22 protein-coding genes are annotated in these 23,122 nt (G+C 74.6%); 2 read left to right on the top strand and 20 right to left on the bottom strand.

Features of this window, described 5'->3' with window-relative positions; all coding sequences use genetic code 11:
• Positions 1–30: 30 nt before the first annotated feature.
• From NUM_RS10740 to NUM_RS10725, 4 genes are all read right to left on the bottom strand, one after another.
• Complete coding sequence (locus tag NUM_RS10740) at positions 31–216, bottom strand: hypothetical protein (protein WP_207124650.1); 186 nt, start codon at positions 214–216, stop codon at positions 31–33.
• Positions 213–1,220, bottom strand: a complete 1,008-nt coding sequence (gene ku / locus NUM_RS10735; RefSeq protein WP_207124649.1) for a non-homologous end joining protein Ku — start codon at positions 1,218–1,220, stop codon at positions 213–215. Before ku ends, NUM_RS10740 begins: the two co-directional genes overlap by 4 nt.
• A gap of 73 nt (positions 1,221–1,293) precedes the next feature.
• Entirely contained in the window at positions 1,294–1,626 is a 333-nt protein-coding gene (locus tag NUM_RS10730; RefSeq protein WP_207124648.1) for a plasmid stabilization protein, read from the bottom strand.
• 125 nt (positions 1,627–1,751) lie between these two features.
• Positions 1,752–2,402: a TetR/AcrR family transcriptional regulator gene (locus NUM_RS10725; protein WP_207124647.1), complete on the bottom strand. Its 651-nt coding sequence runs from the start codon at positions 2,400–2,402 to the stop codon at positions 1,752–1,754.
• A 217-nt stretch (positions 2,403–2,619) separates the two neighbouring features.
• On the opposite strand from NUM_RS10725, the gene NUM_RS10720 reads away from it, so the two are divergent.
• Positions 2,620–4,074 carry an MFS transporter gene (locus NUM_RS10720; protein WP_225918485.1) on the top strand — a complete coding sequence of 485 codons (1,455 nt, stop codon included), beginning with the start codon at positions 2,620–2,622 and terminating at the stop codon, positions 4,072–4,074.
• Position 4,075: 1 nt separating this feature from the next.
• On the opposite strand, the gene alc is transcribed toward NUM_RS10720, so the two are convergent.
• The 16 genes from alc to NUM_RS10640 form a co-directional block, all read right to left on the bottom strand.
• Positions 4,076–5,152, bottom strand: a complete 1,077-nt coding sequence (alc, locus tag NUM_RS10715) for an allantoicase (protein WP_207124646.1) — start codon at positions 5,150–5,152, stop codon at positions 4,076–4,078.
• A complete protein-coding gene (allB, locus tag NUM_RS10710) occupies positions 5,152–6,573 on the bottom strand; it encodes an allantoinase AllB (RefSeq protein WP_207124645.1) in 1,422 nt (473 codons plus the stop codon). Before allB ends, alc begins: the two co-directional genes overlap by 1 nt.
• Complete coding sequence (locus NUM_RS10705; RefSeq protein WP_207124644.1) at positions 6,566–7,903, bottom strand: glycerate kinase; 1,338 nt, start codon at positions 7,901–7,903, stop codon at positions 6,566–6,568. The genes allB and NUM_RS10705 overlap by 8 nt, the downstream gene beginning before the upstream one ends.
• The gene (gene gcl, locus NUM_RS10700; protein ID WP_207124643.1) at positions 7,903–9,597 is read right to left on the bottom strand and encodes a glyoxylate carboligase; all 1,695 of its coding nucleotides are present in this window, start codon (positions 9,595–9,597) and stop codon (positions 7,903–7,905) included. Before gcl ends, NUM_RS10705 begins: the two co-directional genes overlap by 1 nt.
• Positions 9,597–10,472: an NAD(P)-dependent oxidoreductase gene (locus NUM_RS10695; protein WP_207124642.1), complete on the bottom strand. Its 876-nt coding sequence runs from the start codon at positions 10,470–10,472 to the stop codon at positions 9,597–9,599. Before NUM_RS10695 ends, gcl begins: the two co-directional genes overlap by 1 nt.
• Positions 10,469–11,302, bottom strand: a complete 834-nt coding sequence (locus NUM_RS10690) for a TIM barrel protein (protein ID WP_207124641.1) — start codon at positions 11,300–11,302, stop codon at positions 10,469–10,471. The genes NUM_RS10695 and NUM_RS10690 overlap by 4 nt, the downstream gene beginning before the upstream one ends.
• On the bottom strand, positions 11,299–11,685 hold the full coding sequence (locus NUM_RS10685) for an allophanate hydrolase-related protein (protein ID WP_207124640.1): 387 nt from the start codon (positions 11,683–11,685) through the stop codon (positions 11,299–11,301). The genes NUM_RS10690 and NUM_RS10685 overlap by 4 nt, the downstream gene beginning before the upstream one ends.
• A 44-nt stretch (positions 11,686–11,729) precedes the next feature.
• Complete coding sequence (locus NUM_RS10680; protein ID WP_207124639.1) at positions 11,730–12,896, bottom strand: XdhC family protein; 1,167 nt, start codon at positions 12,894–12,896, stop codon at positions 11,730–11,732.
• Positions 12,897–12,926: 30 nt separating this feature from the next.
• Positions 12,927–14,381 carry an NCS2 family permease gene (locus NUM_RS10675; protein WP_207124638.1) on the bottom strand — a complete coding sequence of 485 codons (1,455 nt, stop codon included), beginning with the start codon at positions 14,379–14,381 and terminating at the stop codon, positions 12,927–12,929.
• Between the two features lie 75 nt (positions 14,382–14,456).
• The gene (pucD, locus tag NUM_RS10670) at positions 14,457–16,745 is read right to left on the bottom strand and encodes a xanthine dehydrogenase subunit D (RefSeq protein ID WP_207124637.1); all 2,289 of its coding nucleotides are present in this window, start codon (positions 16,743–16,745) and stop codon (positions 14,457–14,459) included.
• Entirely contained in the window at positions 16,742–18,097 is a 1,356-nt protein-coding gene (locus NUM_RS10665) for an 8-oxoguanine deaminase (protein WP_225918484.1), read from the bottom strand. The genes pucD and NUM_RS10665 overlap by 4 nt, the downstream gene beginning before the upstream one ends.
• The gene (locus NUM_RS10660) at positions 18,094–18,570 is read right to left on the bottom strand and encodes a (2Fe-2S)-binding protein (RefSeq protein ID WP_207124636.1); all 477 of its coding nucleotides are present in this window, start codon (positions 18,568–18,570) and stop codon (positions 18,094–18,096) included. The genes NUM_RS10665 and NUM_RS10660 overlap by 4 nt, the downstream gene beginning before the upstream one ends.
• On the bottom strand, positions 18,561–19,442 hold the full coding sequence (locus NUM_RS10655; RefSeq protein WP_207124635.1) for an FAD binding domain-containing protein: 882 nt from the start codon (positions 19,440–19,442) through the stop codon (positions 18,561–18,563). Before NUM_RS10655 ends, NUM_RS10660 begins: the two co-directional genes overlap by 10 nt.
• A gap of 5 nt (positions 19,443–19,447) precedes the next feature.
• Positions 19,448–20,317: a factor-independent urate hydroxylase gene (gene pucL, locus NUM_RS10650; RefSeq protein ID WP_207124634.1), complete on the bottom strand. Its 870-nt coding sequence runs from the start codon at positions 20,315–20,317 to the stop codon at positions 19,448–19,450.
• Between the two features lie 3 nt (positions 20,318–20,320).
• Entirely contained in the window at positions 20,321–20,638 is a 318-nt protein-coding gene (gene uraH, locus NUM_RS10645; RefSeq protein WP_207124633.1) for a hydroxyisourate hydrolase, read from the bottom strand.
• Positions 20,635–21,255, bottom strand: a complete 621-nt coding sequence (locus NUM_RS10640) for a 2-oxo-4-hydroxy-4-carboxy-5-ureidoimidazoline decarboxylase (RefSeq protein ID WP_207124632.1) — start codon at positions 21,253–21,255, stop codon at positions 20,635–20,637. The genes uraH and NUM_RS10640 overlap by 4 nt, the downstream gene beginning before the upstream one ends.
• A gap of 210 nt (positions 21,256–21,465) precedes the next feature.
• Between NUM_RS10640 and NUM_RS10635 the strand changes: the two genes are divergently transcribed.
• Positions 21,466–22,998, top strand: coding sequence for a PucR family transcriptional regulator (locus NUM_RS10635; RefSeq protein ID WP_207124631.1), 1,533 nt, complete (start codon positions 21,466–21,468; stop codon positions 22,996–22,998).
• Positions 22,999–23,122: the final 124 nt, after the last annotated feature.

The following is a 23,122-nucleotide window of genomic DNA, read 5'->3' as shown; positions in this document are numbered from 1 at the left end:
GGCGGGCCCGGTGGTCTGACCGGCGGCGCGTCAGCGGGCCGGCGCGGCCGTGCAGCGGCAGTCGATCTCGACGCAGTCGACGACGAACAGGTGCTCGGCCGGGCCGCCGGTGCAGGCGGCGTCGGCGAGGCACTCCTGGCCGCCGTCCGGGTGCCGGACCAGCGTGCCGTGGCAGTGCCGCCAGCCGCGGTCGCAGTCCGGGCAGCGCGCGGTCACGACGCCTTCCGGCGGGCCTTGCCGACCGAGTCGACCAGCTCGTCGCGGCGCATCCTCGACCGGCCCGGCACGTCCAGCTCGCGGGCCAGCCTGCGCAGCTCGTCGGTGTTGAGCTCGGCCAGCTCGCGCTCGCCGCGTCCACGCGGGGACCCGCTGGCCGGCCGGCCGCTCCGGGACCGGCCCGAGCTGCCGCGGCCACCGGACCCCCGGCGCCGGGAACCGCGGGCGCTGGAGCGTTCCACGCTGGCCTGCAGCGCCGACATCAGGTCGACCACCTTGGTGTCCGCCGGCGGCTCGGACTCGGCGACCACCTCGGAGCCGGACCGCTTCGCCTCGACGAGTTCGTCCACCCGCTCCCGGTACGTGTCGTGGTAGCGCTCCGGGTCCCAGTCCTCGGCCATCGCCTCGATCAGGTCCTCGGCCATCCGCAGCTGCTTGCCGTCGACGTCGTCGGGATCGGGCAGGTCACCGACGGTCTTCCCGGCATCGCGTACCTCGTCGGCGAAGTACAGCGTGGACAGGGTCAGCACCGGCCCGTCCGGCCGCACCAGCGCCAGGTACTCCTTGCTGCGCAGCACGAAGGTACCGACCGCCACGCGCCCCTGTTCGGCCAGCGCGGCGAGCAGCAGCCCGTACACCTTCTGGTCGTCCTCCCGGCGCGGGCCGAGATAGTACGACTTCTGGTAGAGCACCGGGTCGATCTCGTCCTCGGCGACGAACTCGGAGATCTCCAGCGAGCGTGACCGGCCCGGCGCCACCGACTCCAGCTCGTCCGGCTCGAACAGCACGTACTCGTTCTTGTCGACGGCGGTGCCGCGGACGATGTCGGCGTAGTCGACCTCCTCGCCGGTGCGCTCGTTCACCCGGCGGTACCGGATCCGGTCGCTCGTGCCGCGTTGGAACTGGTTGAAGTGCGGGCTGCGGTCCTCGGTCGCCGCGTACAGCGACACGGAGACGTTCACCAGCCCGAACGACAGCGTGCCGGACCAGATCGGCCGTGCCATCGCGGTCCCCCCTCCGGGCCGCCACGGCGTGCGCGGCGGGCCCGACTGTCGTCACCGGACGCCCCGGGTCCGGTCAGGCTCGGCCCAGCGCCTTCGCCAGTTCCTTCTTGTTCATGTTCGACCGGCCGTGGATGTTGCGCTGCCGCGCCTCGTTGTACAGCTGGTCGCGGGTCGGCCCGCCGGGGCCCTGCCCGCTCCCGGACCGGTGGCCACCGCGCTTCTGCGGCGAGGTGTCCTTGACCGAGGACCGGCTGGCCCGCTTCGACTCGCCCGACTGCGCCCGGTTCTTGTTCACCGTCCGGGCGGCGATCTCCTCGGCGCGTCCCTCGCTGGTGCCGCGCCGCTTTGCGCCGGACTTGATGTGTTCGTACTGCCGTTCCCGTTTGTCGCTCCACGCGCGAGGCATGGCGCCCACCACCTTCCGCATCGACGGTCGTGGCTGTCCTACCCCGTCGGACGGTGGACATGCCTGCCGCGCCGGAACGAATGCGCGACCGGGCCGAGACGGCAGCGGCGCGGCCTGCCCTGGTGTCAGCGGTGTCTGGTGACCGGCGCGAGCCACACCCCGACGATCGCGTCGATCAGCCCGTCCGCGGTGTCGCGCCAGGTGGCGCGGCGCAGCTCCCCGCCCTCGGCGAGCGCCCGCTCGCGTTCGGCCACCATGTGCACGAGCATCAGCCGGGTCAGGTCCGAGCGTTCCCGGCCGACCTCGTCCGGCAGTTCGGGCAGGCATCGCCCGAGCCCGTCGAGGATCCGCTGGATCGACGGGCGGGACAGCGCCTCGTCGGTGGTCAGCGCGCGCAGCGCCGGGTCGGTGGTCACCTGCGCGCCGAACCGCCCGTACCAGCTGGGGCTGCCGAGTTCGGCCAGGTGCTCGGTCACCGGCCGGACCAGGCAGGCCACCCAGTCGCGGACGCTGTCGGAGCCGGCGGTCCCGGCGACCAGCGCGGTGCGGAGCTCGTCGATCCGGTCGTCGTGCCGCCGGAAGATCGCCCGGATCAGATCGGTCTTGGTGCCGAAGTGGTAGCCGACGGCGAAGTTGTTGCCCTGCCCGGCCGCCTCGCTGACCTGGCGGTTGGACACCGCGTAGAGGCCGTGTTCGGCGAACAGCCGCTCGGCCGCGAGCAGGATCTGCTCCCGCGTCGCGTCGGACCGTTCGGTCCGTGCCGCCTTCGAAGACATCGCCACCACCCCGCCTGTCATGCTGCCCGCCGCGTGGTGCCGCCGGACACCCAGGGACCACGGGCACGTGCGTGGCCCGGCGAGCAGGCACCGCGCCGGGCCGTGGCCTCGCTCACGTCGTACCCGGCAGATGCCTCGCACTGCGCGAGGGGGCCACCTCGCGATGCTAGTTTAAGTCAGGCGACTGATTCCATTCCCGCGCTCGGAGGTTCCCCTCATGCCAGCCGACCCCTCGGCCTCCCCCGCCGTGCCCCGGCCGATGGTCATCGTGGCCGTGCTGGCGCTGGCCGGCATCGTGGTCTCGCTGATGCAGACCCTGGTCATTCCGCTGGTACCGCAGCTGCCCGCGCTGCTGTCCGCCGACCCCGCCGACGCCACCTGGGCGATCACCGTCACGCTGCTCGCCGGCGCCGTCGCCACCCCGGTGATGGGCCGCCTCGGCGACATGTACGGCAAGCGCCGGATGCTGCTGGTCAGCCTGGCGATGCTGGTCGTCGGGTCGACCGTGGCCGCGCTGAGCTCGTCGCTGCCGCCGATGATCGTCGGCCGCGCGCTGCAGGGTCTCGCCGCCGGGGTGATCCCGCTGGGCATCAGCATCATGCGCGACGAGCTGCCCCGCGAACGGCTCGGTTCGGCCATCGCGCTGATGAGCGCCTCGCTCGGGGTGGGTGGCGCGCTCGGGCTGCCGCTCGCCGCGCTGCTCGCCGAGCAGACCGACTGGCACGTGCTGTTCTGGGTCTCGGCCGGGCTCGGCGCGGCGGTCGCCGTGCTGGTCGGCGTGCTGATCCCGGCGGCGGATGCGCGCACCGGCGGCCGGTTCGACCTGGTCGGCGCGATCGGCCTGTCCGCGGCGCTGGTCTGCCTGCTGCTGGGCGTCTCCAAGGGCGCGGACTGGGGCTGGGCCTCCGGTACCACCATCGGGCTGTTCGTAGCCGCCGCGGTGCTGCTCGTGGCCTGGGGCGGCTGGGAGCTGCGGCACGGCCAGCCGCTGGTCGACCTGCGTACCACCGCGCGCCGGCAGGTGCTGCTGACCAACCTGGCGTCGATGGTGTTCGGGTTCGCCATGTTCGCCCAGTCGCTGGTGCTGCCGCAGCTGCTGCAGGCGCCGGCCGCCACCGGGTACGGGCTGGGTCGCAGCATGCTCGTCGCGGGCCTGGTGCTGGCGCCGTCCGGGCTGGTGATGATGGCGGTCGCCCCGCTGTCGTCGCGGATCACCGCCAGCCGCGGGCCGAAGGTGACGCTGATGCTCGGTGCGCTGGTCGTCGCGATCGGGTACGGCGCGGGCATCGGGCTGATGTCGGCGGTGTGGCAGCTGGTCGTCGTCGCCGCGGTGATCGGCGCCGGCGTCGGCCTCGCGTACGGGGCGATGCCGGCACTGATCATGGGCGCGGTGCCGGCCTCGGAGACCGCCGCGGCGAACGGGCTGAACACGCTGATGCGCTCGATCGGTACGTCGGTGGCGAGCGCCGTGGCCGGCGTCATCCTGGCGCAGCTGACGATGACGCTCGGCCCGGCCACGGTGCCGACCCAGAACGCGTTCCGGATCGTGCTCGCGATCGCCGCCGTGGCCGCCGTGGCCGCCCTCGGGGTCGCCGCGTTCCTGCCGGGCCGCCGGGTCCCGGCGGCGGCGCGGCCGGCCGAGCGGCCGGCGGTGTCCGACGCGGTGCGCTGACCTACCGCGGGCCGTCCCCCAGCAGCAGCGCGCGCAGCGGCCCCGGCAACGCCTCGTACGGGCGCGCCGCGGCGGCGGGCCCGAGCACGGCGGTGGCGTGCGGCTCGGGCAGCGCGTGGGCGTACCGCAGCGCCAGCGCGTCGAGCGCCGCGGCGTCGGGCAGCCCGTACAGGCGGAACCGGGCCAGGCCGCCGTCCGGCAGCAGGTCCAGCCGCACGCCGGTCACCGGCTCGCCGGCGGACAGCCGGAAGCGGTGACAGGTACCGGGTTGCAGCCTGGTCTCGGGCAGCAGCTCCCGCCCCGGCGTACCGTCCGCGCCCACCGCGGTCAGCCGCACCGCGCCCGGCGCGTTGCCGAGAAAGTGCCGGGCGTCGACCTCGGCCAGGTAGGGCACCCCAGGGACGCCGAGCGCGAGCTCCACCCAGTCGTTGCCGTCCTGCCGGCGGCGCCGGGTCTCGAACCCGTCGCCCATCACCGCAGCGGTGTCCGGCAGCAGCAGGTTGTCGGCCGGGGCGAAGAAGCTGTCGCTGCAGCCGGTGACGTGCCCGCCGGTCGCCGCGCCGACCAGGTCGACCGGGCAGCCGGCCAGCTCGCGCGGATCGGGCAGCGGCTCGCCGAACACCCGCAGCCGGGCCACCCCGCCGTCCGGGAAGATCCGCAGCCGCAGGTGCGTCCACCGGTGCTCGTCGGCCACCTCGAACTCGTGCTTCTCGTTGCCGCGCAACGACTGTACCGGCACCAGCGTGGTCCAGCCGGTGAGCTCGTCGACGTCCGGGTAGCCGTCGGCCGCGGTGGCCTCCACCGCGCAGCGTTCCGGGAAGTTGCCGGTGAAGTGCGCGGTGTCGACCACGACCCGGCGGACCACGCCGGGCACGCCCAGCCGTACCACCGCCCAGTCGACCCCCGGGGTGCGCCGCCGCCGGGTCTCCCAGCCGTCGTAGACCTGGCCGTGCGGGCCGAAGGTACGAGCCGCGAAGCTCGGTGCGGCCGGCTCGATCAGGTTCTCCTTGCCGGCGAAGAACTCGTCGTTGGCGGCGATGACGGTGCCGCGTACCGCGGCCGAGGCGAGATCCAGCATCAGGTCGGCTCCTTGTCGTCGGGGCGGGCCGGGGCGTCGCCGGTCGCCGCGCGGGGCGGTACGGCTCCGGCAGGTGCGCCCAGCGGGCCCGCGCCGGGCGAAGCGGCGCGGGGTGGTGTCGCGGGCGCCGCCGCGCCCGGCGATCCGGGGCGGCGCAGGAGCTGGCCGTGCGGTGCGGCCGGGTCCACCGGTCGGCCGCGCAGCCACGTACGGTGCACCACCCCGGTCAGCCGCCGCCCGGCGTACGGGCTGACCGGGTGCCGGTGGTGCAGCGCGGCCGGGTCGACGGTGAACGGCTCGTCCGGGGCGAACGCGACCAGGTCGGCGTCCGCGCCGACCGCGATGGTTCCCTTGTGCGGCAAGCCGACCAGCCGCGCCGGGCCGGCCGCCATCCACCGCACCAGGTCGGACAGGGAGTGTCCGCGACGCCGCGCCCCGGTCCACACCAGCGGCAGCCCCAGCTGTACCGAGGCGATGCCGCCCCAGGCGGAGTCGAAGCCGCCGCGCTTGAGCTCCGGCGGGGCCGGCGAGTGGTCGCTGACCACGCAGTCGATCCGGCCGTCGGCGAGCGCCCGCCACAGCGCGTCCCGGTTCGCCGCCGAGCGCACCGGCGGGCAGCACTTCGCCGCGGTGTCCCCGGCCGCGATCTCCTCGGCCGCGAGCGTCAGGTAGTGCGGGCAGGTCTCCGCGGTCAGGCCGGTGCCGGCCAGCGGCGCCAGCGCGCCCGCCGCGGAGACGTGCAGGACGTGCATCCGCGCGCCGGTGGCCGCGGCGAGCCCGGCCAGGGTGCGCACCGCGGCGATCTCGGCCCGTTCCGGCCGGGTGGCCAGGAACTCGGCGTAGCTGCCGCCGGCCGGGCTGCCCAGCTCGTGCGCGTCCTCGGCATGCACCAGCAGCAGCGCGTCCAGCTCGGCCAGCCGGTGGGCCACCGCGGTCAGCTCGCCGGTGGACAGCGGCGGGAACTCCGGTACGCCGGAGTCGGCGAGGAAGCACTTGAACCCGAACACGCCGGCCTCGTGCAGTTCGGCGAGCCGGTCCAGGTTGTCGGGCACCGCGCCGCCCCAGAAGCCGACGTCGACGGCGCACTGGCCCTCCGCGGCGGATCGCTTGCACTCCAACGCATCGACGTCGACGGTCGGCGGGATGCTGTTGAGCGGCATGTCGATCACGGTGGTCACCCCGCCGGCCGCCGCCGCGCGGGTCGCGGTGGCGAACCCCTCCCACTCGGTCCGGCCCGGCTCGTCGACGTGCACGTGGCTGTCCACCAGCCCGGGCAGCAGCGCGAGCTCACCCAGGTCGGTACCGCCGCCGTCGGTGTAGTCGGTGATCGCGGCGATCCGGCCGTCCCGCACGTGCACGCTCGCCGGTCGTTCCCCGTCCGGCAGCAGCACCCGCCGGGACCTGATCGTCAGCTCAGCCATCCGCTGTCCCTTCCGCGAGCCCGTCGTGCCCAGCATGCCCGTGCCCGGCCGGTACCGCGGTCCGTCCCCCGCCGCCGACGCCGGTGCCGCGTGGCCCGGCGGTGGTGGGGCGACACCAGTCGCGGGCGAGGCGCTCGGCGGCCCGTTCGACCAGTTCGCCGGCGCGGGCCAGGCTGCGGGACGGATCCGGCTCCAGGTCGCTCAGCGGGTAGCAGGCGGCGAGGCCGAGCCGTGCCGGCGCCACCTCGCAGCGGCCGGCGACCGCGACCGCCGGTACCCCCGCGGCGGCCGCGGCGCGGGCCACCCCCGCCGGCGCCTTGCCCTGCGCGGTCTGCGCGTCCAGGGCGCCCTCCCCGGTCACCACGAGGTCGGCGGTGGCGAGCCGGTCGGCGAAGCCGAGCAGCTCCAACACCACCTCGATGCCGGGCTCGCGGTGCGCGCCGAGCACCGCGAGCGCGGCGAACCCGATCCCGCCCGCGGCACCGGATCCCGGTGCGTACCGCAGATCACCGCCGGACCCCGCCCCGCCGTGGCCGGCGCGCTCCCGGTCGGTTGCCACCCCACCGGCGCGGCGGACCCGATCGGCCTCGACCCCACCGGCGCGGCGGGCCCGATCGGCCTCGACCGCCTCGGCGCGGCGGGCCCGATCGACCTCGACCGCCTCGGCGAGGCGGGCCAGGCCGGCCGCCAGGACGGCGACGTCGGCCGCGGTGGCGCCCTTCTGCGGCGCGTACCGGGTCGCCGCCTCGGCGAGCGGCGCGTCCACGTCGGCGGCGAGCACCAGCCGCACCCCGGCGAGCCGGTCGGCCGCGGCGGTCGCGTCGATCCGGGCCAGCGCGCGCAGCGCGCCGCCGCCGTCGCGCAGCGGTACGCCGGCCGCGTCGGTCAGCGTGCCGCCGAGCGCGGCGAGCATCCCGGCGCCACCGTCGGTGCAGGCCGACCCGCCGACGCCGAGCACGATCCGGCGAGCGCCGGAACGTACCGCGTGATCGAGCAGCTCGCCGACACCGCGGCTGGTGGCGGTCAGCGGCGCCGGCTCGGTCAGCAGCTGGAGGCCACATGCCTGGGCCGCCTCCACTACCGCGGTGTGGCCGCGGACCGCGTAGCTGGCCGGCACCGGCGCGCCGGCCGGACCGGTGACCCGGCACCGCACCCGCCGGTACCCGGCCGCCTCCGCGGCCTCGACGGTGCCGTCCCCACCGTCGGCGACCGGCAACCGGATCAGCTCGGCGCCCGGTACGACCCGGCCGAGACCGATCGCCAGGTGCTCGGCGACCTGCGCCGCGGTCAACGAGTGCTTGAACTTGTCCGGCGCCAGCACGATCCGCATCAGACCGGTTCCGGTTCGATCACCGCGTCGATGGCGGGGCCGCGGGCGGTGTTCGCCTCCCGCTCGATCATGATCTCCACCAGCACCGGTCGCTGGGTGCGCTCGGACTCCTTGCGGGCCCACTCCAGTGCGGGACGGATGTCGCCGGGTTCGGTGATCCGGCGACCGGCGCAGCCGTACGCCTCCATGATCTTCACGTTGTCGCTGCCGAACTCGTCGTAGTGCAGGTCGACCTGGTAGTTGATGCCGAACCCGTCGGCCTGCGCCTGCCGGATCAGCCCCAGGTACTCGTTGTTGAGCATGACCAGCACGAACGGCACCCGGTACTGGGCGGCCACCGCCAGCTCCTCGACCATGAACTGGAACGAGTAGTCGCCGACCACGCCGACCACCTCGGCGCCCGGTACCGCCTTCTTGACGCCGATCGCCGCCGGGATCTCCCAGCCGAGCGGCCCGGCCTGGCCGCACACCTGGTAGTGCCGCGGCCGGTAGGTCCGCTGGTACATGCCGGACCAGATCTGGTAGAGACCGATCGCGGTGACGAAGTAGGTGTCCGGTCCGTAGAAGTCGTTGATCTCGCCGAACACCCGGGCCGGCTTGATCGGCACCGTGTCCTGGTCGTCGCGCCGGGTCAGCGTCGCCCGCAGGCTCGCCACCCGGTCCCGCCAGGCGGCGAGGTCGGGCCGGGACCGCGTGCGGGCGGCGGCAAGCAGCGCCTCCAGGAACAGCCGCGCGTCGGCGACGACGCCGAGATCCGGGCCGAACACCCGGCCGAGCTGGGTCGGTTCGATGTCGACGTGGACGAACCGGCGCTCCCCGCGGTACACGTCGAGCGCGCCGGTGTGCCGGTCGCCGAACCGCGCGCCCACCGCGAGAACCAGGTCGGACTCCAGGAACGACTGGTTGGCCCAGCGCTGGGTGGTCTGCACGCCGGTCATCCCCGCGTGCAGCTCGTGGTCGTCGGGCAGCGCACCCTTGCCCATCAGCGTCACCTGTACCGGCACCCCGAGGTGCTCGGCGACCGAGCGCAGCGCGTCCGTCGCGCCGCCGCCGATCACGCCGCCGCCGGCGAGGATCAGCGGTCGTTCCGCGGCGAGCAGCAGATCCAGCGCCCGTTCGACCGCGGCGGGCGACGGGGCGACCTCCGGTACCGGCAGCGGCTCGTCCACCTCGGCGTCCCACTCGATCTCGGCGCTCGCCACGTCGACCGGGATGTCCACCAGTACCGGCCCGGGTCGGCCGGAGCGGGCCCGGCGGAACGCCTCCCGGAAGATCCACGGCGCCTGCGCCGCCTCCTTCACCTGGACCGCCCACTTGGTGACCGGCTCGGCGATGGAGACGATGTCGACCGCCTGGAACGCCTCCTGGTGCAGCTTGGTCGACGCGGCCTGACCGGTGATGCACACGATCGGGATCGAGTCGGCCTGCGCGGTGTAGAGCCCGGTGACCATGTTGGTACCGGCCGGGCCGGAGGTGCCGATCGCGACCCCGACCCGGCCGGTGGTCCGGGCCCAGCCGTCGGCCATGTGGGTGGAACCCTCCTCGTGCCGTACGGTCAGGTGCTCGATGCCGCCGTGCCGGGCCATCGCCGCGTACAGCGGGAGGATCGCGGCACCGGGGCAGCCGAACGCGACGTCGACCCCCTCGGCGGCGAGCACCGCCACCACCGCGTCCATCGCCGGAATCCGTGCCATCAGCGTGCCTCCCGTCCGGACAGTCCCTCGGCCACCGCGAGCAGCGCGGAGTGGTCGTCGCCGCCGCGGCCCTGCGACCGGGCCGCCTGCACGAGCGTCGCCACCTGGTACGCCAGCGGCAGTGCCACCTCGGCCTGCCGCGCCGCGTCCAGCACGATGCCCATGTCCTTGTGGTGCAGGTCGATCCGGAACCCGGGGCGGAAGTCGCGGGCCAGCATGCCGCGCCGCTTCAGTTCCAGGATCCGGCTGCCGGCGAGGCCGCCGGCGAGCACGTCCAGCCCGGCGGTGGCGTCCACGCCGGCCGCCTCCATCAGCACGATCGCCTCGGCGACGAGGCCGTACGTGCCGCCGACGACGAGCTGGTTGGCCGCCTTGACGACCTGCCCGGCGCCGTGCGGGCCGACCCGGGCGACGGTACGACCGACCGCCTCGAACACCGGCAGCGCGGCGGCGAAGTCGTCCGGTTCACCACCGACCATGATGGACAGTACGGCGTCCACGGCGCCCTGCTGGCCACCGGACACCGGCGCGTCCAGTACCCGGACGCCCTTGTCCTGCAACGTTTCCGCGACCCACTGGGAGGTCTGCGGGCAGACCGTGGAGAAGTCGACGAACAGCGTGCCGGGCCGCAGCACGTCGGCGAGTTCGGCCACGACGGCCCGCACCTGCGGGTCGGCGGGGACCATGGTGGCGACGATCTCGGCGCCGGCGGCCGCCTCCGGCGCGCTCGCCGCGCCCTTGCCGCCGGCCGCGACGAGCGCGTCGACCGCGGTCTGGTCCAGGTCGAAGCCGGTCACCTCGAAGCCGGCGCGGACCAGGTTGGCGGCCATCGGCGCGCCCATGATGCCCAGTCCGATGAATCCGATCGTGGTCATGCGGTGTTCCTTTCCGATGTCCGGTCGAGCCAGCCGAAGCTGTCCGCGCTCGGCCCGTCCGGGACGTACTCCAGTCCGATCCAGCCGGTGTACCCGCCGTCGGCGAGCGCCGCCTGTGCGGCGGCCAGGTCCAGCGAGCCGGTACCGGGTTGGTGCCGGCCGGGGCAGTCGGCGAGCTGGACGTGCCCGATCCGCCTCGCGTGCGCGGCGATCGTCCCGGGCAGGTCGGTCTCGCCGCCGCGGGCGAGATGGTAGAGGTCGCACAGCAACCGCAGGTTGTCCACTTCGGACACCGCGGCGACCCGGTCGACGACGGCGGCGGCGTCGGCCAGCGAGAGCAGCGGATAGTGCGGGCTCTCCGCGGCGTTCAGCGCCTCGATCAGCACCACCGCGCCGATCCGGTCCGCGGCCCGGCCGGCGAACACCAGGTTCTGGATCGCCAGCTCGTCCTGGCCGGCCGGGTCGAGGCCGCCGATCCGGTTGCCGTACAGGGCGTTCAGCGCGCCGCAGCCGGTCCGGTCGGCGATGTCGACCGCGACCGCGACGTTGTCGCGGAACCGCGCGGACCGCGCCGGGTCCGACAGCAGGCCGCGGTCCGGGCCGGGCAGCTGACCGGCGGCGAAGTTGAGCCCGACCAGCCGGACCCCGGCGTCGCCGATCGCGGTGACGAACCGGTCGACCGTGGCGTCGTCGGGCACCGGCTCGTCCGGCCACGGCCACCAGAACTCGACCGCGTCGAAGCCGGCCGCCGCGGCGGCCGCGGGTCGCCGCAGCAACGGCAGCTCGGTGAACAGGATGGACAGGTTGACGTCGTATCGGGGCCAGCTCACGGTGTCGGATGGTCCTTCCGGTAGTCGTGCCAGTCGGCGTAGCGGCCGATGTCGTCCAGCCGCGCGGTGCCGCGGTACTCGCGGCGCAGCACCGTGGCCAGTGCCCAGGCGCCGTCGGCGAGCTCCACCACGCCGAGTTCCAGTTCGTCCGGCTCGGCGGGCAGCAGCGCGCCGCCGACCGTGCCGAGCGGTACGTCGTACAGCTCGCCGCGGACCGCCACGCCACCGGCGGCCACGCGCTCCAGGGCCGGGAAGCGCCCGTCGACCGCGTACATCCGGTACGCCGGGGCGGTGCGGGTGACCGCGACCAGCGGTGCGCCGCCGAGCTGGTGGTGCAGCCGACCGCCGCGCATCCCGTCCCCGGTGAGGAACAGCAGTGTCATCGTCGTCTCCCTGTACTCGGTGGGCTGGTGCCGGATCCGTGCCGTCAGGCGATCTGCCGGGACCGGTTCGGTGGCCGGGCCGCCGAACCGTGGATCGGGCCGCACAGCGTGCTCAGCGGCCGGGCACCGTGCCCGGTGCGTACCGCCACGATCTCGGCGGCGATCGCGAGCGCGGTCTCCGCGGTGCCGCGGGCACCGAGGTCCAACCCGATCGGCGCGCGCAACCTCGTCAGCTCGTCCGGCCGCAGGCCGGCCGCGACGAGGCTGCGCCGGCGCTGCGCGTCGGTGCGGCGCGAGCCCAGCGCACCCACGTACCCGGCGGGCCCGCGCAACGCCGCCACCAGCAGCGGTACGTCGAACTTCGCGTCGTGGGTCAGCACGCAGATCACCGTCCGCTCGTCGGTGTCGGTTCCGGCGAGGTAGCGGTGCGGCCAGTCGACGACGAGCTCGTCCGCGTCCGGGAACCGGTGCGGGGTCAGGAACGTCGAGCGCGCGTCGCACACCGTCACCCGGTAGCCGAGGTCGCGGCCGAGCCGGCACAGCTGCGCCGCCAGGTCGATCGCGCCGAACACCAGCAGCCGCGGCGGGATCACCCGGCACTGCACCAGCACCGCGACCCCGTCGCCGTCGCACTCACCGGCCGGCCCGTACCGCAGCACGCCGCCCCGGCCGGCGGCGAGCAGCGCCGCCGCGTCCGCCACGATCGCCGCATCCAACCCGGCCGATCCGGTGCTGCCGACCGCGCCCGGCGCGCAGGAGACGGCCGTACGCGAGTCGTCCGGTCCGGTGGCGGCGCGCACGGCGATCGTGGTGCCGATCAGCTCCGCCGGGCCGGCGGTCACGGTGCACAGCGCGACCGGATCGTCGTCGGCGAGCACCGAACCCAGTGCCGCGTCGCCCGGGTTCACCCGGCGTACCAGCACGTCCAGCTCGCCGCCGCAGCTGAGGCCGACGGCGAACGCGTCCGCCTCGGCGTACCCGAAGGTCTCGGTGACCGGCTCGCCGGTGTCCAGGCAGCGCCGGGCCAGCTCGTACACCGCGGCCTCGACGCAGCCACCGGACACGTTGCCGAGCACCGTCCCGTCCGGATGTACCGCGAGCGCCGCCCCCGGATCGCGCGGGGCGCTGCCCCGCACCGCGGTCACCGTCGCCAGCGCGAACGGGGTACCGGCGGAGTGCCAGCCGGCGAGCCGCGTTGCCAGCTCGAACATGGTCCTCCCCTCCCTTCACCAGGTCGATCGTCAGCCGTGCAGCCCGAGCAGCAGCTCGATCGGGTGCAGCGCGAAGTAGACGGTGAACAGCACGGCGAGCCCGTACATCAGCCAGCTCGGGTCGCGCCAGCGGCCCTGGCCGAGCTTGATCACCACGTAGCCGACGATGCCGGCACCGACGCCGGCCGCGATGGAGAACGTGAACGGCATCATCGCCACGGTCAGGAACACCGGGATCGCGGTGGCCCGGTCGTGCCAGTCGATGTGCGCCGCCTGGGCGAGCATCATCGAACCGACCACGACCAGTGCCGCGGCGGCCACCTGCCCCGGCACCATGCCGGCGATCGGGGTCAGGAACAGCATCAGCGCGAACAGCACTCCGGTGACCACGCTGGCGAACCCGGTGCGGGCGCCCTCGCCGACCCCGGAGGTCGACTCGACGAACACGGTCTGTCCGGAGGCGCCGGCGAGGCCGCCGAACATGCCGCCGGCGCCGTCGACCGCGAGCGCCCGGCTCAACCCGGGCATCCGGCCGTGCGCGTCAGTCAGCTGCGCGGTCTGCCCGATGCCGATGATGGTGCCCATCGCGTCGAAGAACCCGGACAGCACCAGCGTGAACAGGATGACCACCCCGTTGATCACGCCGGCGCTGGCGAAGCCGCCGAAGCTGACCTGGCCGAACAGTCCGAAGTCGGGCAGTGCCACCGGGTTGCCCGGCCACCGCGGTACCGAGTCGCCCCACGTCGCCGTGGCCGCGGCGCCGTGCAGCCCGAGCGCGGCGTTGACCACGATGGCCAGCACGGTACCGGCGGCGATGCCGATCAGGATCGCGCCCGGCACCTTGCGGGCCTGCAGCACGAAGATGGTCAGTACGGTCAGGCAGAACAGCAGCACCGGCCAGCCGGCGAGCTGGTTCGCCCCGTTCGCCGGGCCCAGCTGCAGCAGCGATCCCCTGCCGGCGCTGACGAACCCGGCGTTCTTGAGCCCGATCAGGCAGATGAACATGCCGATGCCCATGGTGATGGCGTGCTTGAGCGGCAACGGGATCGCGTCCATCACCGCCTGCCGCAGCCCGGAGGCGACCAGTACGACGATGACGCCGCCGTAGATCACGCACATGCCGAACGCCTCGGGCCAGCTCATCGCGCCGGACGCCTGGGTGGACAGTACCGCCGAGACGCCGAGGCCGGCGGCGAGCGCGAGCGGCGCCTTGCCGATCAGGCCCATCGCGAGGGTGGTGACCGCCGCGGCCAGCGCGGTCGCGGTGACGAGCTGATCGTGCGCCAGGCGGTTGCCGAGGTGGTCCGGGCCGCCGAGGATGATCGGGTTGAGCAGGAGGATGTAGGCCATCGCCATGAACGTGGTGACGCCGCCGCGCACCTCGCGGCCGATCGTCGAGTTGCGTGCGGACACGTGGAAGTACCGGTCCACCATGGCGCCTCTGCGGTTCTTGGTGTCACGCCGTTCGGCTTCGATCTGAACCATGCGGCTCTCCCGTGCGGACGGTCGGGGGCGGCCGGTCGGGCAGCGCGCCGCGACCGGTACCAGAGGGATGTGTCGTCAGTCGATCAGGTCCTGCGGCCGGATCGGGACCCGGTCGACCGGTCTGCCGGTCGCCGCGCGGATCGCCGCCACCACCGCCGGGCCGGCCGAGATCGTCGGCGGCTCGGCTGCCCCGCGCACCCCGTACGGCGCGTTCGGGTCGGCCAGTTCCAGTACCTGCACCGCCATCGGCGGCATGTCGAGAATCGTGGGGATCAGGTAGTCGGTGAACGACGGGTTGCGGATCTTCCCGCCGGACACCTGGATCTCCTCCATCAGCGCCAGGCCCATGCCCTGCGCGCTCCCGCCGTGGATCTGGCCGCGGACCGCCTCCGGGTTCATCGCCTTGCCGACGTCCTGCGCGGCGGCCAGCTCGACCACCTTGACCAGGCCGAGTTCGGTGTCCACGTCGACGACCGCGCGGTGCGCGCAGAAGCCGAACTGGAGGTGGGCGAAGCTCTGCTGCCCGGTCTCCGGGTCGAGTTCCCGGGTCCGGCGCGGATGCCACTCGACGGTCTCCTCGACCGTCTCGTCGCCGAGCACCTCGACGAGATCGGCGACGGTCTCGCCGGCCGCGGTGACCACCTTGCCGCCGGTCAGCTCCAGCGTCCGGTCGCCGCCGACGAGGTCGAACACCCGCTGCCGGACCCGCCGGCACGCCTCCTGCACCGCGCCGCCGGTCAGGTACGTCTGCCGGGACGCCGACGAGGAGCCCGCGCTGCCGACGCCGGTGTCGGCCGGCGGGATCACCACCTTCTCCACCCCCAGCTCGGTCCGGGCGATCTGCTGCTGCAGCGTGACGTGGCCCTGGCCGACCTCGACCGCGGCGGTGGTCACCACCGCGACCGGCTCGCCGCCGAGTACCCGCAGCGCCACCCGGGCGGTCGAGTAGTCGTCGTAGCCCTCCGAGTAGCCGACGTTCTTGAACCCGACCGCGTACCCGACGCCGCGCCGCACCCCTTCGCCGTGCGTGGTGTTGCCGGCCCCGCCGGGCAGCGCGAGCGGATCGCGCACCGGGCCCGGATCGGCCGGCAGCGGCAGGTCCCGTACCGCGGTGAGGATCTCGCGGACCGCGGCGGCGCTGTCGAGCACCTGGCCGGTGGGCATGCTGGATCCCTCGTGCAGCGCGTTGCGCAGCCGCAGCTCGACCGGGTCGAGGCCCAGCGCGTCGGCGAGGCGGTCCATCTGCGACTCGTACGCGAAGGCAGCCTGCACCGAGCCGAAGCCGCGCATCGCGCCGCACGGCGGGTTGTTGGTGTACATGCCCCAGACGTCCATCGTCACGTTCGGCACCTCGTACGGGCCGGCGCCGAGGCTGACCGCGTTGCCGGTCACCGCGGTGGTGGTCGACGCGTACGCACCGCCGTCGAGCACGATGTCACCCTTGACGTACACCAGTTTCCCGTCCCGGTTCGCGCCGGTCTCGTAGCGCATGGTGGCGGGATGGCGGTGCACGTGGCCGAAGAACGACTCCTCGCGCGAGTAGCAGAACTTCACCGGCCGGCCGGTACGCAGCGCGAGCAGGCAGGCGTGGATCTGCATGGACAGGTCCTCGCGGGCGCCGAACGCGCCGCCCACACCGGCGAGCGTCAGCCGTACCTTGCTCTCCGGCAGGCCCAGGCAGGGCGCGATCTGGCGCTGGTCGCCGTGCAGCCACTGGGTCGCGACGTACAGGTCGACGCCGCCGTCGAGGGCCGGCACCGCGAGCCCGGACTCCGGCCCGAGGAACGCCTGGTCCTGCATCCCGACCTCGTACTCGCCGCGCACCACCACGTCGGCGACCGCGTCCGGGTCGCCGCGGCGGATCCGCGCGTACCGCACGACGTTGCCGTCCTCGTGCACCCGCGGCGCGTCGTCGGCGCGGGCCGCGCGCGGGTCGGTGACGGGCTCGTGCACCTCGTAGTCGACGACGATCGCGGCGGCGGCCCGGCGGGCGGTCTCCGGGTGGTCGGCGGCCACGATCGCGATCGGCTCTCCCTGGTAGCGCACCCGGTCGATGGCGAGCACCGGCTGGTCGATGCGCTCCAGCCCGAAGTGCTTGTGGGGCCCGGGGATGTCCTCGTGGGTGAGCACCGCGTACACGCCGGGCATGGCCACCGCGGCGGTCAGGTCGACGGCACGGATCCGGGCGCTCGGGTGCGGGCTGCGCAGCGTGGCGCCCCACAGCATGTCGTCGGTCCACAGGTCGGACGAGTAGGCGAACTCGCCGCGCACCTTGAGGATCCCGTCCGGGCGGTCCGGGCTCGCGCCGACGCCGCCGGCGATCGGCACGCTCAGGTCCTGCGCGGAGCGCGTCGGCGTGCTCATCGGTCCATCCCTTCCCGCATCCGGGCGGCCTGCTTCGCCAGCGCCCGGCTGGCGTCCACCGTGGACACCGTGCGCAGCGAGCCGTGCTCGATCACCGGGTTGCCGCCGACCAGCAGGGTGTCCACGACCGGCGGGGCGCCGAGCACCAGCGCCGCCACCGGGTCGGCGATGTCGGCGTGCGCCAGGTCGTCGATCCGCCACACCGCCACGTCGGCGAGCTTGCCGGCCTCCAGCGACCCGAGCTCGTCGGCCCGGCCGAGGCACCGCGCACCGCCCATCGTGGCCAGCCGCAGCGCCTCCCGGATGCGCATCGCGGTCGGGCCACCGCGGCCGCGCGCGGTCAGTACCGCCTGGCGCAGCTCGGTCACCAGGCCACCGTCCTCGTTGGACGCCGGCCCGTCCACGCCGAGCCCCACCGGGGTACCGGCGTCCAGCAGCTCGCGGACCGGGCTCATCCCGGCACCGAGGCGGGCGTTGGAACTGGGGCAGTGCGCGGTGGAGCTGCCGGTCGCCGCCAGCCGCTTGATGTTCTCCGCGGACAGGTGCACGGTGTGCGCGAACCACACGTCGCCACCGAGCCACCCCAGGCCCTCCAGGTACTCGGTGGGCGTGCAGCCGTGCTCGGCCAGGCACTGCCGTTCCTCGTCGCTGGTCTCGGCCAGGTGGGTGTGCAGCCGCACCCCGTACCGGCGGGCCAGCTCGGCGGAGTCGGCCAGCAGCCGGGAGCTGACCGAGAACGGCGAGCACGGCGCGACACCGACCCGCAGCATCGCCTCCGGGCGCGGATCGTGGTACCGCTCGATCGCCTCGGCGGTCGCCGCGAGGATGTCGTCGGTGCGCTCCACCGCCTCGTCCGGCGGCAGCCCGCCGTCGGACTCACCGCGGTCCATCGAGCCGCGGGTCGGGTGGAACCGCAGCCCCACCTCGCGGGCGGCGGCGATCCCGGCGGCGAACAGGTCGCCGCGGCCGGCCGGAAAGATGTAGTGGTGGTCGGTGGAGGTGGTGCAGCCGGTCAGCGCGAGCCGGGCCAGACCGGCCACCGACGCAGCGTGCACCACGTCGGCGTCCATCCGGGTCCATGCCGGGTACAGCGTGACGAGCCACTCGAACAGGGTCGAGTCGGTGGCGAGTCCGCGGTACGCCCACTGGTAGAGGTGGTGGTGCGCGTTGACCAGCCCCGGGGTGACGAGGCAGCCGCGGGTGTCGATCCGCTTGCCGGCCACCGACTCCGGTGCATCGCCCGCGCCGACCGCGGCGATCCGGCCGTCCTCGACCACCACGTACCCGGGGTCGTGCTCGGTGTCCCGACCGTCCACTGTGGCCACCACACCGCCGGTGAGTACGATCCTCACGACCTCACCTCCGCCCGCCGGGCCGCGGCGAGGCGGACCGCGTCCAGGATCTTCTCGTAGCCGGTGCAGCGGCACAGGTTGCCCGACAGCGCCTCCCGGACCGTCGCGTCGTCCGGCGCGGGATCGCGTTCCAGCAGGTCGTGCGCGGCGACGATCAGCCCCGGCGTGCAGAACCCGCACTGCACCGCGCCGGCGGACAGGAACGCCTGCTGCACCACGTCCAGCTCGTCCCCGTCGGCCAACCCCTCGACGGTACGCACGTCCCGGCCCGCCGCCTGGCCCGCGGCCACGAGGCAGGCGCACACCGGCGCACCGTCCAGGTACACCGTGCAGGAACCGCACTCGCCCTGCTCGCACGCGTTCTTCGAGCCGGGCAGCCCGGCCCGCTCGCGCAGCACGTAGAGCAGGCTCTCGCCCTCCCACACGTCGTCGAGCACCTGCTCGGCCCCGTTCACCGTCATCGTCAGGCGCATGTCCGGCCCCCCTGTCGGTACTCGTGCAGGCACCACGCCGCGGTCCGCCGCGCCAGCACGGACAGCGCCCGGCGGCGGTAGTCGGCGGTGCCGCGCACGTCGTCGATCGGTGCGGCCGCGGCGGCGACCAGCTCGCCGAACCGGCGTACCACCGCATCCGGCACCGGCATGCCGACCGTCCACCAGCGACGGTCGGCCAGCTCCCCGGACAGGAACTCCTCCGCCTCGGTGCAGCGGCGTGGCGTGGGTGCCGCCGAACCGAGCGCCACCCGTACCCGCTCGGTGGTGGGGTCCAGGGCGAACGCCAACGAGCAGACCGCGATCACCATCGCGTTGCGGGTACCGACCTTGGCGAACTGCTGCGGGCCGGCCGCGACCGGCACGTGCACCGCGACGATCAGCTCGTCGGCGGCCAGCGCGGAGCGCTTGACCCCCTGGTAGAACTCCGTCGCCGGGATCCGCCGGGTGCCCCGCACCGAGGCGACCTCGATCTCGGCGCCGGACACCAGCAGCGGCGGGTGCGCGTCGCCGGCCGGCGACGCCGACCCGAGGTTCCCCCCGACGGTGCCGCGGTTGCGGATCTGCGGCGATCCCACCGTACGGGAGGCCATCGCCAGCGCGGGCAGCTGCGCGGCGAGCTCGTCCACGATCCGCCGGTACGGCAGGCCGGCACCGATCCGGATCGTGTCGCCGTCGGCGTCCCAGCCGTCCAGCTCGTCGAGCCCGCCGAGGTCCAGCAGCGCGCCGGGGCGGCCGCGGTCGAAGTTGAGCTCGACCATCACGTCGGTACCGCCGCGGATCGCCACCGCGTCCGGCCGCTGCGCGCGGATGGCCAGCGCCTCGGCCAGCTCGCGCGGTTGCAGGAAGTCCATCGTGCCTACCAGTCCATCGTGGACGGTGCCACGTCGTCGCGGGTCACCGTCCCCTCGATCAGCCCGTACGGTCGGTCCGCCGCGTAGTAGACGGTCTCGGTGTTCTCGATGCCGTGCGGCGACAGGTCGACCAGGAAGTGGTGCTTGTTCGGCAGCGACAGCCGGATCTCGGCGATCTCCGGATGCGCGGCGAGCACCCGCTCCCCCATCGCGTACAGCGTCTGCTGCAGCGAGTAGCTGTACGTCTCGGCGAAGGCGGCGGTCAGCAACCGCCGCACGTCCGGGTACGACTTGCCGAAGTCGGCGTCGAGCGACAGGTGCCGCCACTGCGCGTCCACGGCGGTGGCGAGGATCCGGTCGCGCGTCTCCGCCAGCGTGGTGTACCGGTCGGTCGCGAAGCCCCAGAACTCCGAGTCGGTGGTGTTGAGCAGCGTCAGCCGGGTCAGCCCGGACACCACCTCGGCCGCGTCGGCGGTGACGCGGACCCGCGCGGTACGCAGGCAGGTTGCGTTGCGGGCGAAGGAATGTGGCGCCGGCCCGTCGGTGCCCTCGATCCGGTCCCAGGGCTGCTCGGTCAGCCGTACCTCGGCCCGCTGGATCGCCGGCTGGCTCGCCACGAAGTGCCGGGCCAGCCGCAGCCCGAACTCCTCGAGCTGCCCGACACCCTCGGCGGCGAACGCGAACACCGTGTTCTTCTGCGCGTCGGTGGTGAGCACGTTGCTGTTGTCGCCGTGCAGGTGGACGTCCGCCAGCTCGCCGGCCAGCGACACGCCGACCGTCACGTCGGTCAGGCCGTGCCAGGCCGCGCCGCGGTCCACCCGGACCAGGTGTACCTCCGCCTTGCCGTACCGGTTGTCGCCGAGCACGATCCCCATCTACTAGCTCCCTCGGTAGGTCGAGTACGCAAACGGACTGAGCAGCAACGGCACGTGGTGGTGCGCGCCGGCGTCGGTGACCGTGAACGCCACCACCACCTCGGGGTAGAACCCCTCGGTGCCGGTCGCCGCGAACCAGGCCGCGGTGTCGAACACCAGCCGGTACCGGCCGGGCACGGGCAGCGGCAGCCCGGTCAGCCGCCCGTCGGCGTCGGTCACCCCGGCACCCAGTTCGGCGCCGTCGGCGGCTTCCAACCGGATCGGCACGCCGACCGCCGGCCGGCCCCGGCCCGTGTCCAGCACGTGCGTGGACAGGCTCATCGGTCCTCCTCCCGTCTGCCCGACACCGCCGGCCCCACCGATCCGCCCGGCACCGCCGGGTCCGCCGGTTCGGTGGGCTCGGCCAGCTCGGTGAGGAGGCGGTCCAGGCGCAGCGCGGCGATCGCGGCCAGCTCCCGGCGCACGACGGCGCGTTCGGTCGGCTCGTCGTTGCCCAGCCGTTCGGTCAGCGCGGCGAGGATCTGCTCCCGGCTCCGGCCGGTGGCGCAGATCAGGAACACGTGCCCGAACCGCCGCTCGTACGCCACGTTCCCCGCCACCAGCGGATCCCGCCCGCCGTCGTCCGCCGGTACCGGGTTGCCGCCGGCGGTCCCGGCCGCCGGCACCGCGGCGGCGGACTGCTCGGCGCGGGACCAGGCGGCGCGCCGGCCGGCGCCGGTCGGCGCCGCACCGATGCGCGGGTGGTCGGTCAGCGCCGCCTCGATCGCGGACCAGTCGGCGGTGGCGAGCGCCGCGTGGGCGGCGGCCCGCAGCGCGGCCCGGTCCGGGTACGGCCGGCCGGCGGCCACCGTGTCGGCCCAGCCCGGCGCGCCGCAGCAGGCGGCGAGCGGCTCGGCCGGCGCCGGCAGCGCGTTGAACGCCCGCAACCCACGATCCATCCGCCGCCCCTCTCGTCGGGCCGGGACGACGCCACGGCGCGTCCCTGCCGCACTACCCGGACCCGCGCCGCTGACACCCGGCCGCTCCGATGCGGGTAGTAGAACCCGGCGCAGGTCGTGCGAACCAGGCACCGAAGCTCCGAAAGGACGACCGGTCCCGAAGCCGCGTCTCGTACGTTCCTCCAAGTCCCCGGCGGCTACCGTGTGTGCGTGCGGCTACGTGCCCTGCTCGACGCGCCGGATCTGCGGCTCCGCCTGCTCACCGGCGGTTCCCACCTGGACCGGGCCGTCCGCTGGGTGTACACGACCGATCTGCCCGATCCGCGGCGATATCTCACCGGTGGTGAACTCGTCCTCACCGGCATGCTGTGGCGGCACGACCCGGCCGACTCGGCGGCCTTCGTGGCCGCCCTCGCCGACGGCGGGATCGCCGCGCTCGCCGCCGGGTACGCCGACAACGAGGCCCAGTCGGTGCCCGACGACCTGGTCGAGGAGTGCCGGCGGCACGACGTGGTGCTGTTCGAGGTGCCGCCGGACGTCTCGTTCGCGACGGTCACCGAGCGGGTGGTCCGCGCGGTCACCGAGGACCGGGCCGGCGCCGCCGAGGAACGCTGGCGCGACCGGCTGCACGCCCTGGTCGCCACCGGCGCGGGACCGGACGAGATGTGCACGCTGCTGACCGACCGCACCGGCGCCGGCTGCGTCGTGCTGTCCGCCACCGGTCGTCGGGTCGCCGGCGCCGACACGCTCACCGCCGACGACCGCCGCCTGCTCGCCCGGCGGTACCTGTCGGCCGAGCCGCTGCCGACCACGGTCCGGCTGCGCGCCGACCGGTACGCGCTGCTGCCGGTGCCGCCGCGGCAGCCACGGATCGCCGGCTGGTGCCTCGCCGTGGCCGGCGACCTCGACGCCGACGACCCGGCGGTACGCGGGCCGATCGGCGAGGTGTGCACGCTGCTGGCGCTGGAGTGGTCCCGGCAGGAGGAGGCGCGCCAGGTCGCCGACCGGCAGGGCGCCCAGCTGGTCCGGCTGGCCGGTTCCGACTCCGCCGCACCCGCCGACATCGCGTCCCGGTTGCAGGTGGCCGGGTTCGCGCCGGACGAGCCGATCGCGGTGGTGGTCGCCGCGGCCACCGGCGCGACCCCGCTGACCGCGTTGCTGCACGAGATCTGCGCGGGTGCACCGGACCGGTCGCTGGTCACCGGGGTCGACGACGAGGCCGTCGCGATCGTGGCCGCCGACATCGACCGGTTCGGCGAGCTGGTCGAGCAGATCCGTACCGGTGCCGAGGCGCTGCGGCCCGGCCTGTCCGGTGCCCGGGTCGGGATCGGCGTGGCCGCGGCGCCGGCCTGCGCGGCCGGGCTGCACGGCGCGCTGGAGGAGGCCCGGGCGGTACGCCGGCTCGGCGAGCACCGCCCCGGCCAGGTCCGGGTGGCCGACTCCGGCGAGCTGAGCTCGCACGGGCTGCTGCTCGCCACCGTGCCGGACGAGCTGCGCCGCTCGTTCACCGACCGGCTGCTCGGCCCGCTCGTCGCGTACGACGCGGCGCACCGCACCGACCTGCTCGCCACCCTGGAGGCGTTCCTGGACTGCGACGGATCGTGGACCCGCTGCGCCGCCCGGCTGCACCTGCACGTCAACACGCTGCGGTACCGGATCGGCCGGATCGAGCGGCTGACCGGCCGCGACCTGTCCACCTTCCCCGGCCGGGTCGACCTCTACCTCGCCCTGCGGCTCGCATGAACGAACGTCGGCGACGAAGTCACCGGCCGGCCGGAGCGCGGCGGCGCGCGGGCGGGAGCGCGCGGTGGGCACTGCGGACCCGCGGCGGCACGCACCCGGCCACCACCGGGCGGGTGCGGCGCCG

Origin of the sequence: Actinocatenispora comari (assembly GCF_017312725.1) — a bacterium.
Lineage (GTDB): Bacteria > Actinomycetota > Actinomycetes > Mycobacteriales > Micromonosporaceae > Actinocatenispora > Actinocatenispora comari.
This window is presented reverse-complemented; position numbering and strand designations above follow the sequence as displayed.

Coding starts and splice junctions, on each gene's coding strand:
- ku (WP_207124649.1), bottom strand. CDS start 1,220: ATGGCACGGCCGATCTGGTCCGGCACGCTGTCGTTCGGGCTGGTGAAC.
- NUM_RS10730 (WP_207124648.1), bottom strand. CDS start 1,626: ATGCCTCGCGCGTGGAGCGACAAACGGGAACGGCAGTACGAACACATC.
- NUM_RS10725 (WP_207124647.1), bottom strand. CDS start 2,402: ATGTCTTCGAAGGCGGCACGGACCGAACGGTCCGACGCGACGCGGGAG.
- NUM_RS10720 (WP_225918485.1), top strand. CDS start 2,620: ATGCCAGCCGACCCCTCGGCCTCCCCCGCCGTGCCCCGGCCGATGGTC.
- alc (WP_207124646.1), bottom strand. CDS start 5,152: ATGCTGGATCTCGCCTCGGCCGCGGTACGCGGCACCGTCATCGCCGCC.
- allB (WP_207124645.1), bottom strand. CDS start 6,573: ATGGCTGAGCTGACGATCAGGTCCCGGCGGGTGCTGCTGCCGGACGGG.
- NUM_RS10705 (WP_207124644.1), bottom strand. CDS start 7,903: ATGCGGATCGTGCTGGCGCCGGACAAGTTCAAGCACTCGTTGACCGCG.
- gcl (WP_207124643.1), bottom strand. CDS start 9,597: ATGGCACGGATTCCGGCGATGGACGCGGTGGTGGCGGTGCTCGCCGCC.
- NUM_RS10695 (WP_207124642.1), bottom strand. CDS start 10,472: ATGACCACGATCGGATTCATCGGACTGGGCATCATGGGCGCGCCGATG.
- NUM_RS10685 (WP_207124640.1), bottom strand. CDS start 11,685: ATGACACTGCTGTTCCTCACCGGGGACGGGATGCGCGGCGGTCGGCTG.
- NUM_RS10680 (WP_207124639.1), bottom strand. CDS start 12,896: ATGTTCGAGCTGGCAACGCGGCTCGCCGGCTGGCACTCCGCCGGTACC.
- NUM_RS10675 (WP_207124638.1), bottom strand. CDS start 14,381: ATGGTTCAGATCGAAGCCGAACGGCGTGACACCAAGAACCGCAGAGGC.
- pucD (WP_207124637.1), bottom strand. CDS start 16,745: ATGAGCACGCCGACGCGCTCCGCGCAGGACCTGAGCGTGCCGATCGCC.
- NUM_RS10660 (WP_207124636.1), bottom strand. CDS start 18,570: ATGCGCCTGACGATGACGGTGAACGGGGCCGAGCAGGTGCTCGACGAC.
- NUM_RS10655 (WP_207124635.1), bottom strand. CDS start 19,442: ATGGACTTCCTGCAACCGCGCGAGCTGGCCGAGGCGCTGGCCATCCGC.
- pucL (WP_207124634.1), bottom strand. CDS start 20,317: ATGGGGATCGTGCTCGGCGACAACCGGTACGGCAAGGCGGAGGTACAC.
- uraH (WP_207124633.1), bottom strand. CDS start 20,638: ATGAGCCTGTCCACGCACGTGCTGGACACGGGCCGGGGCCGGCCGGCG.
- NUM_RS10640 (WP_207124632.1), bottom strand. CDS start 21,255: ATGGATCGTGGGTTGCGGGCGTTCAACGCGCTGCCGGCGCCGGCCGAG.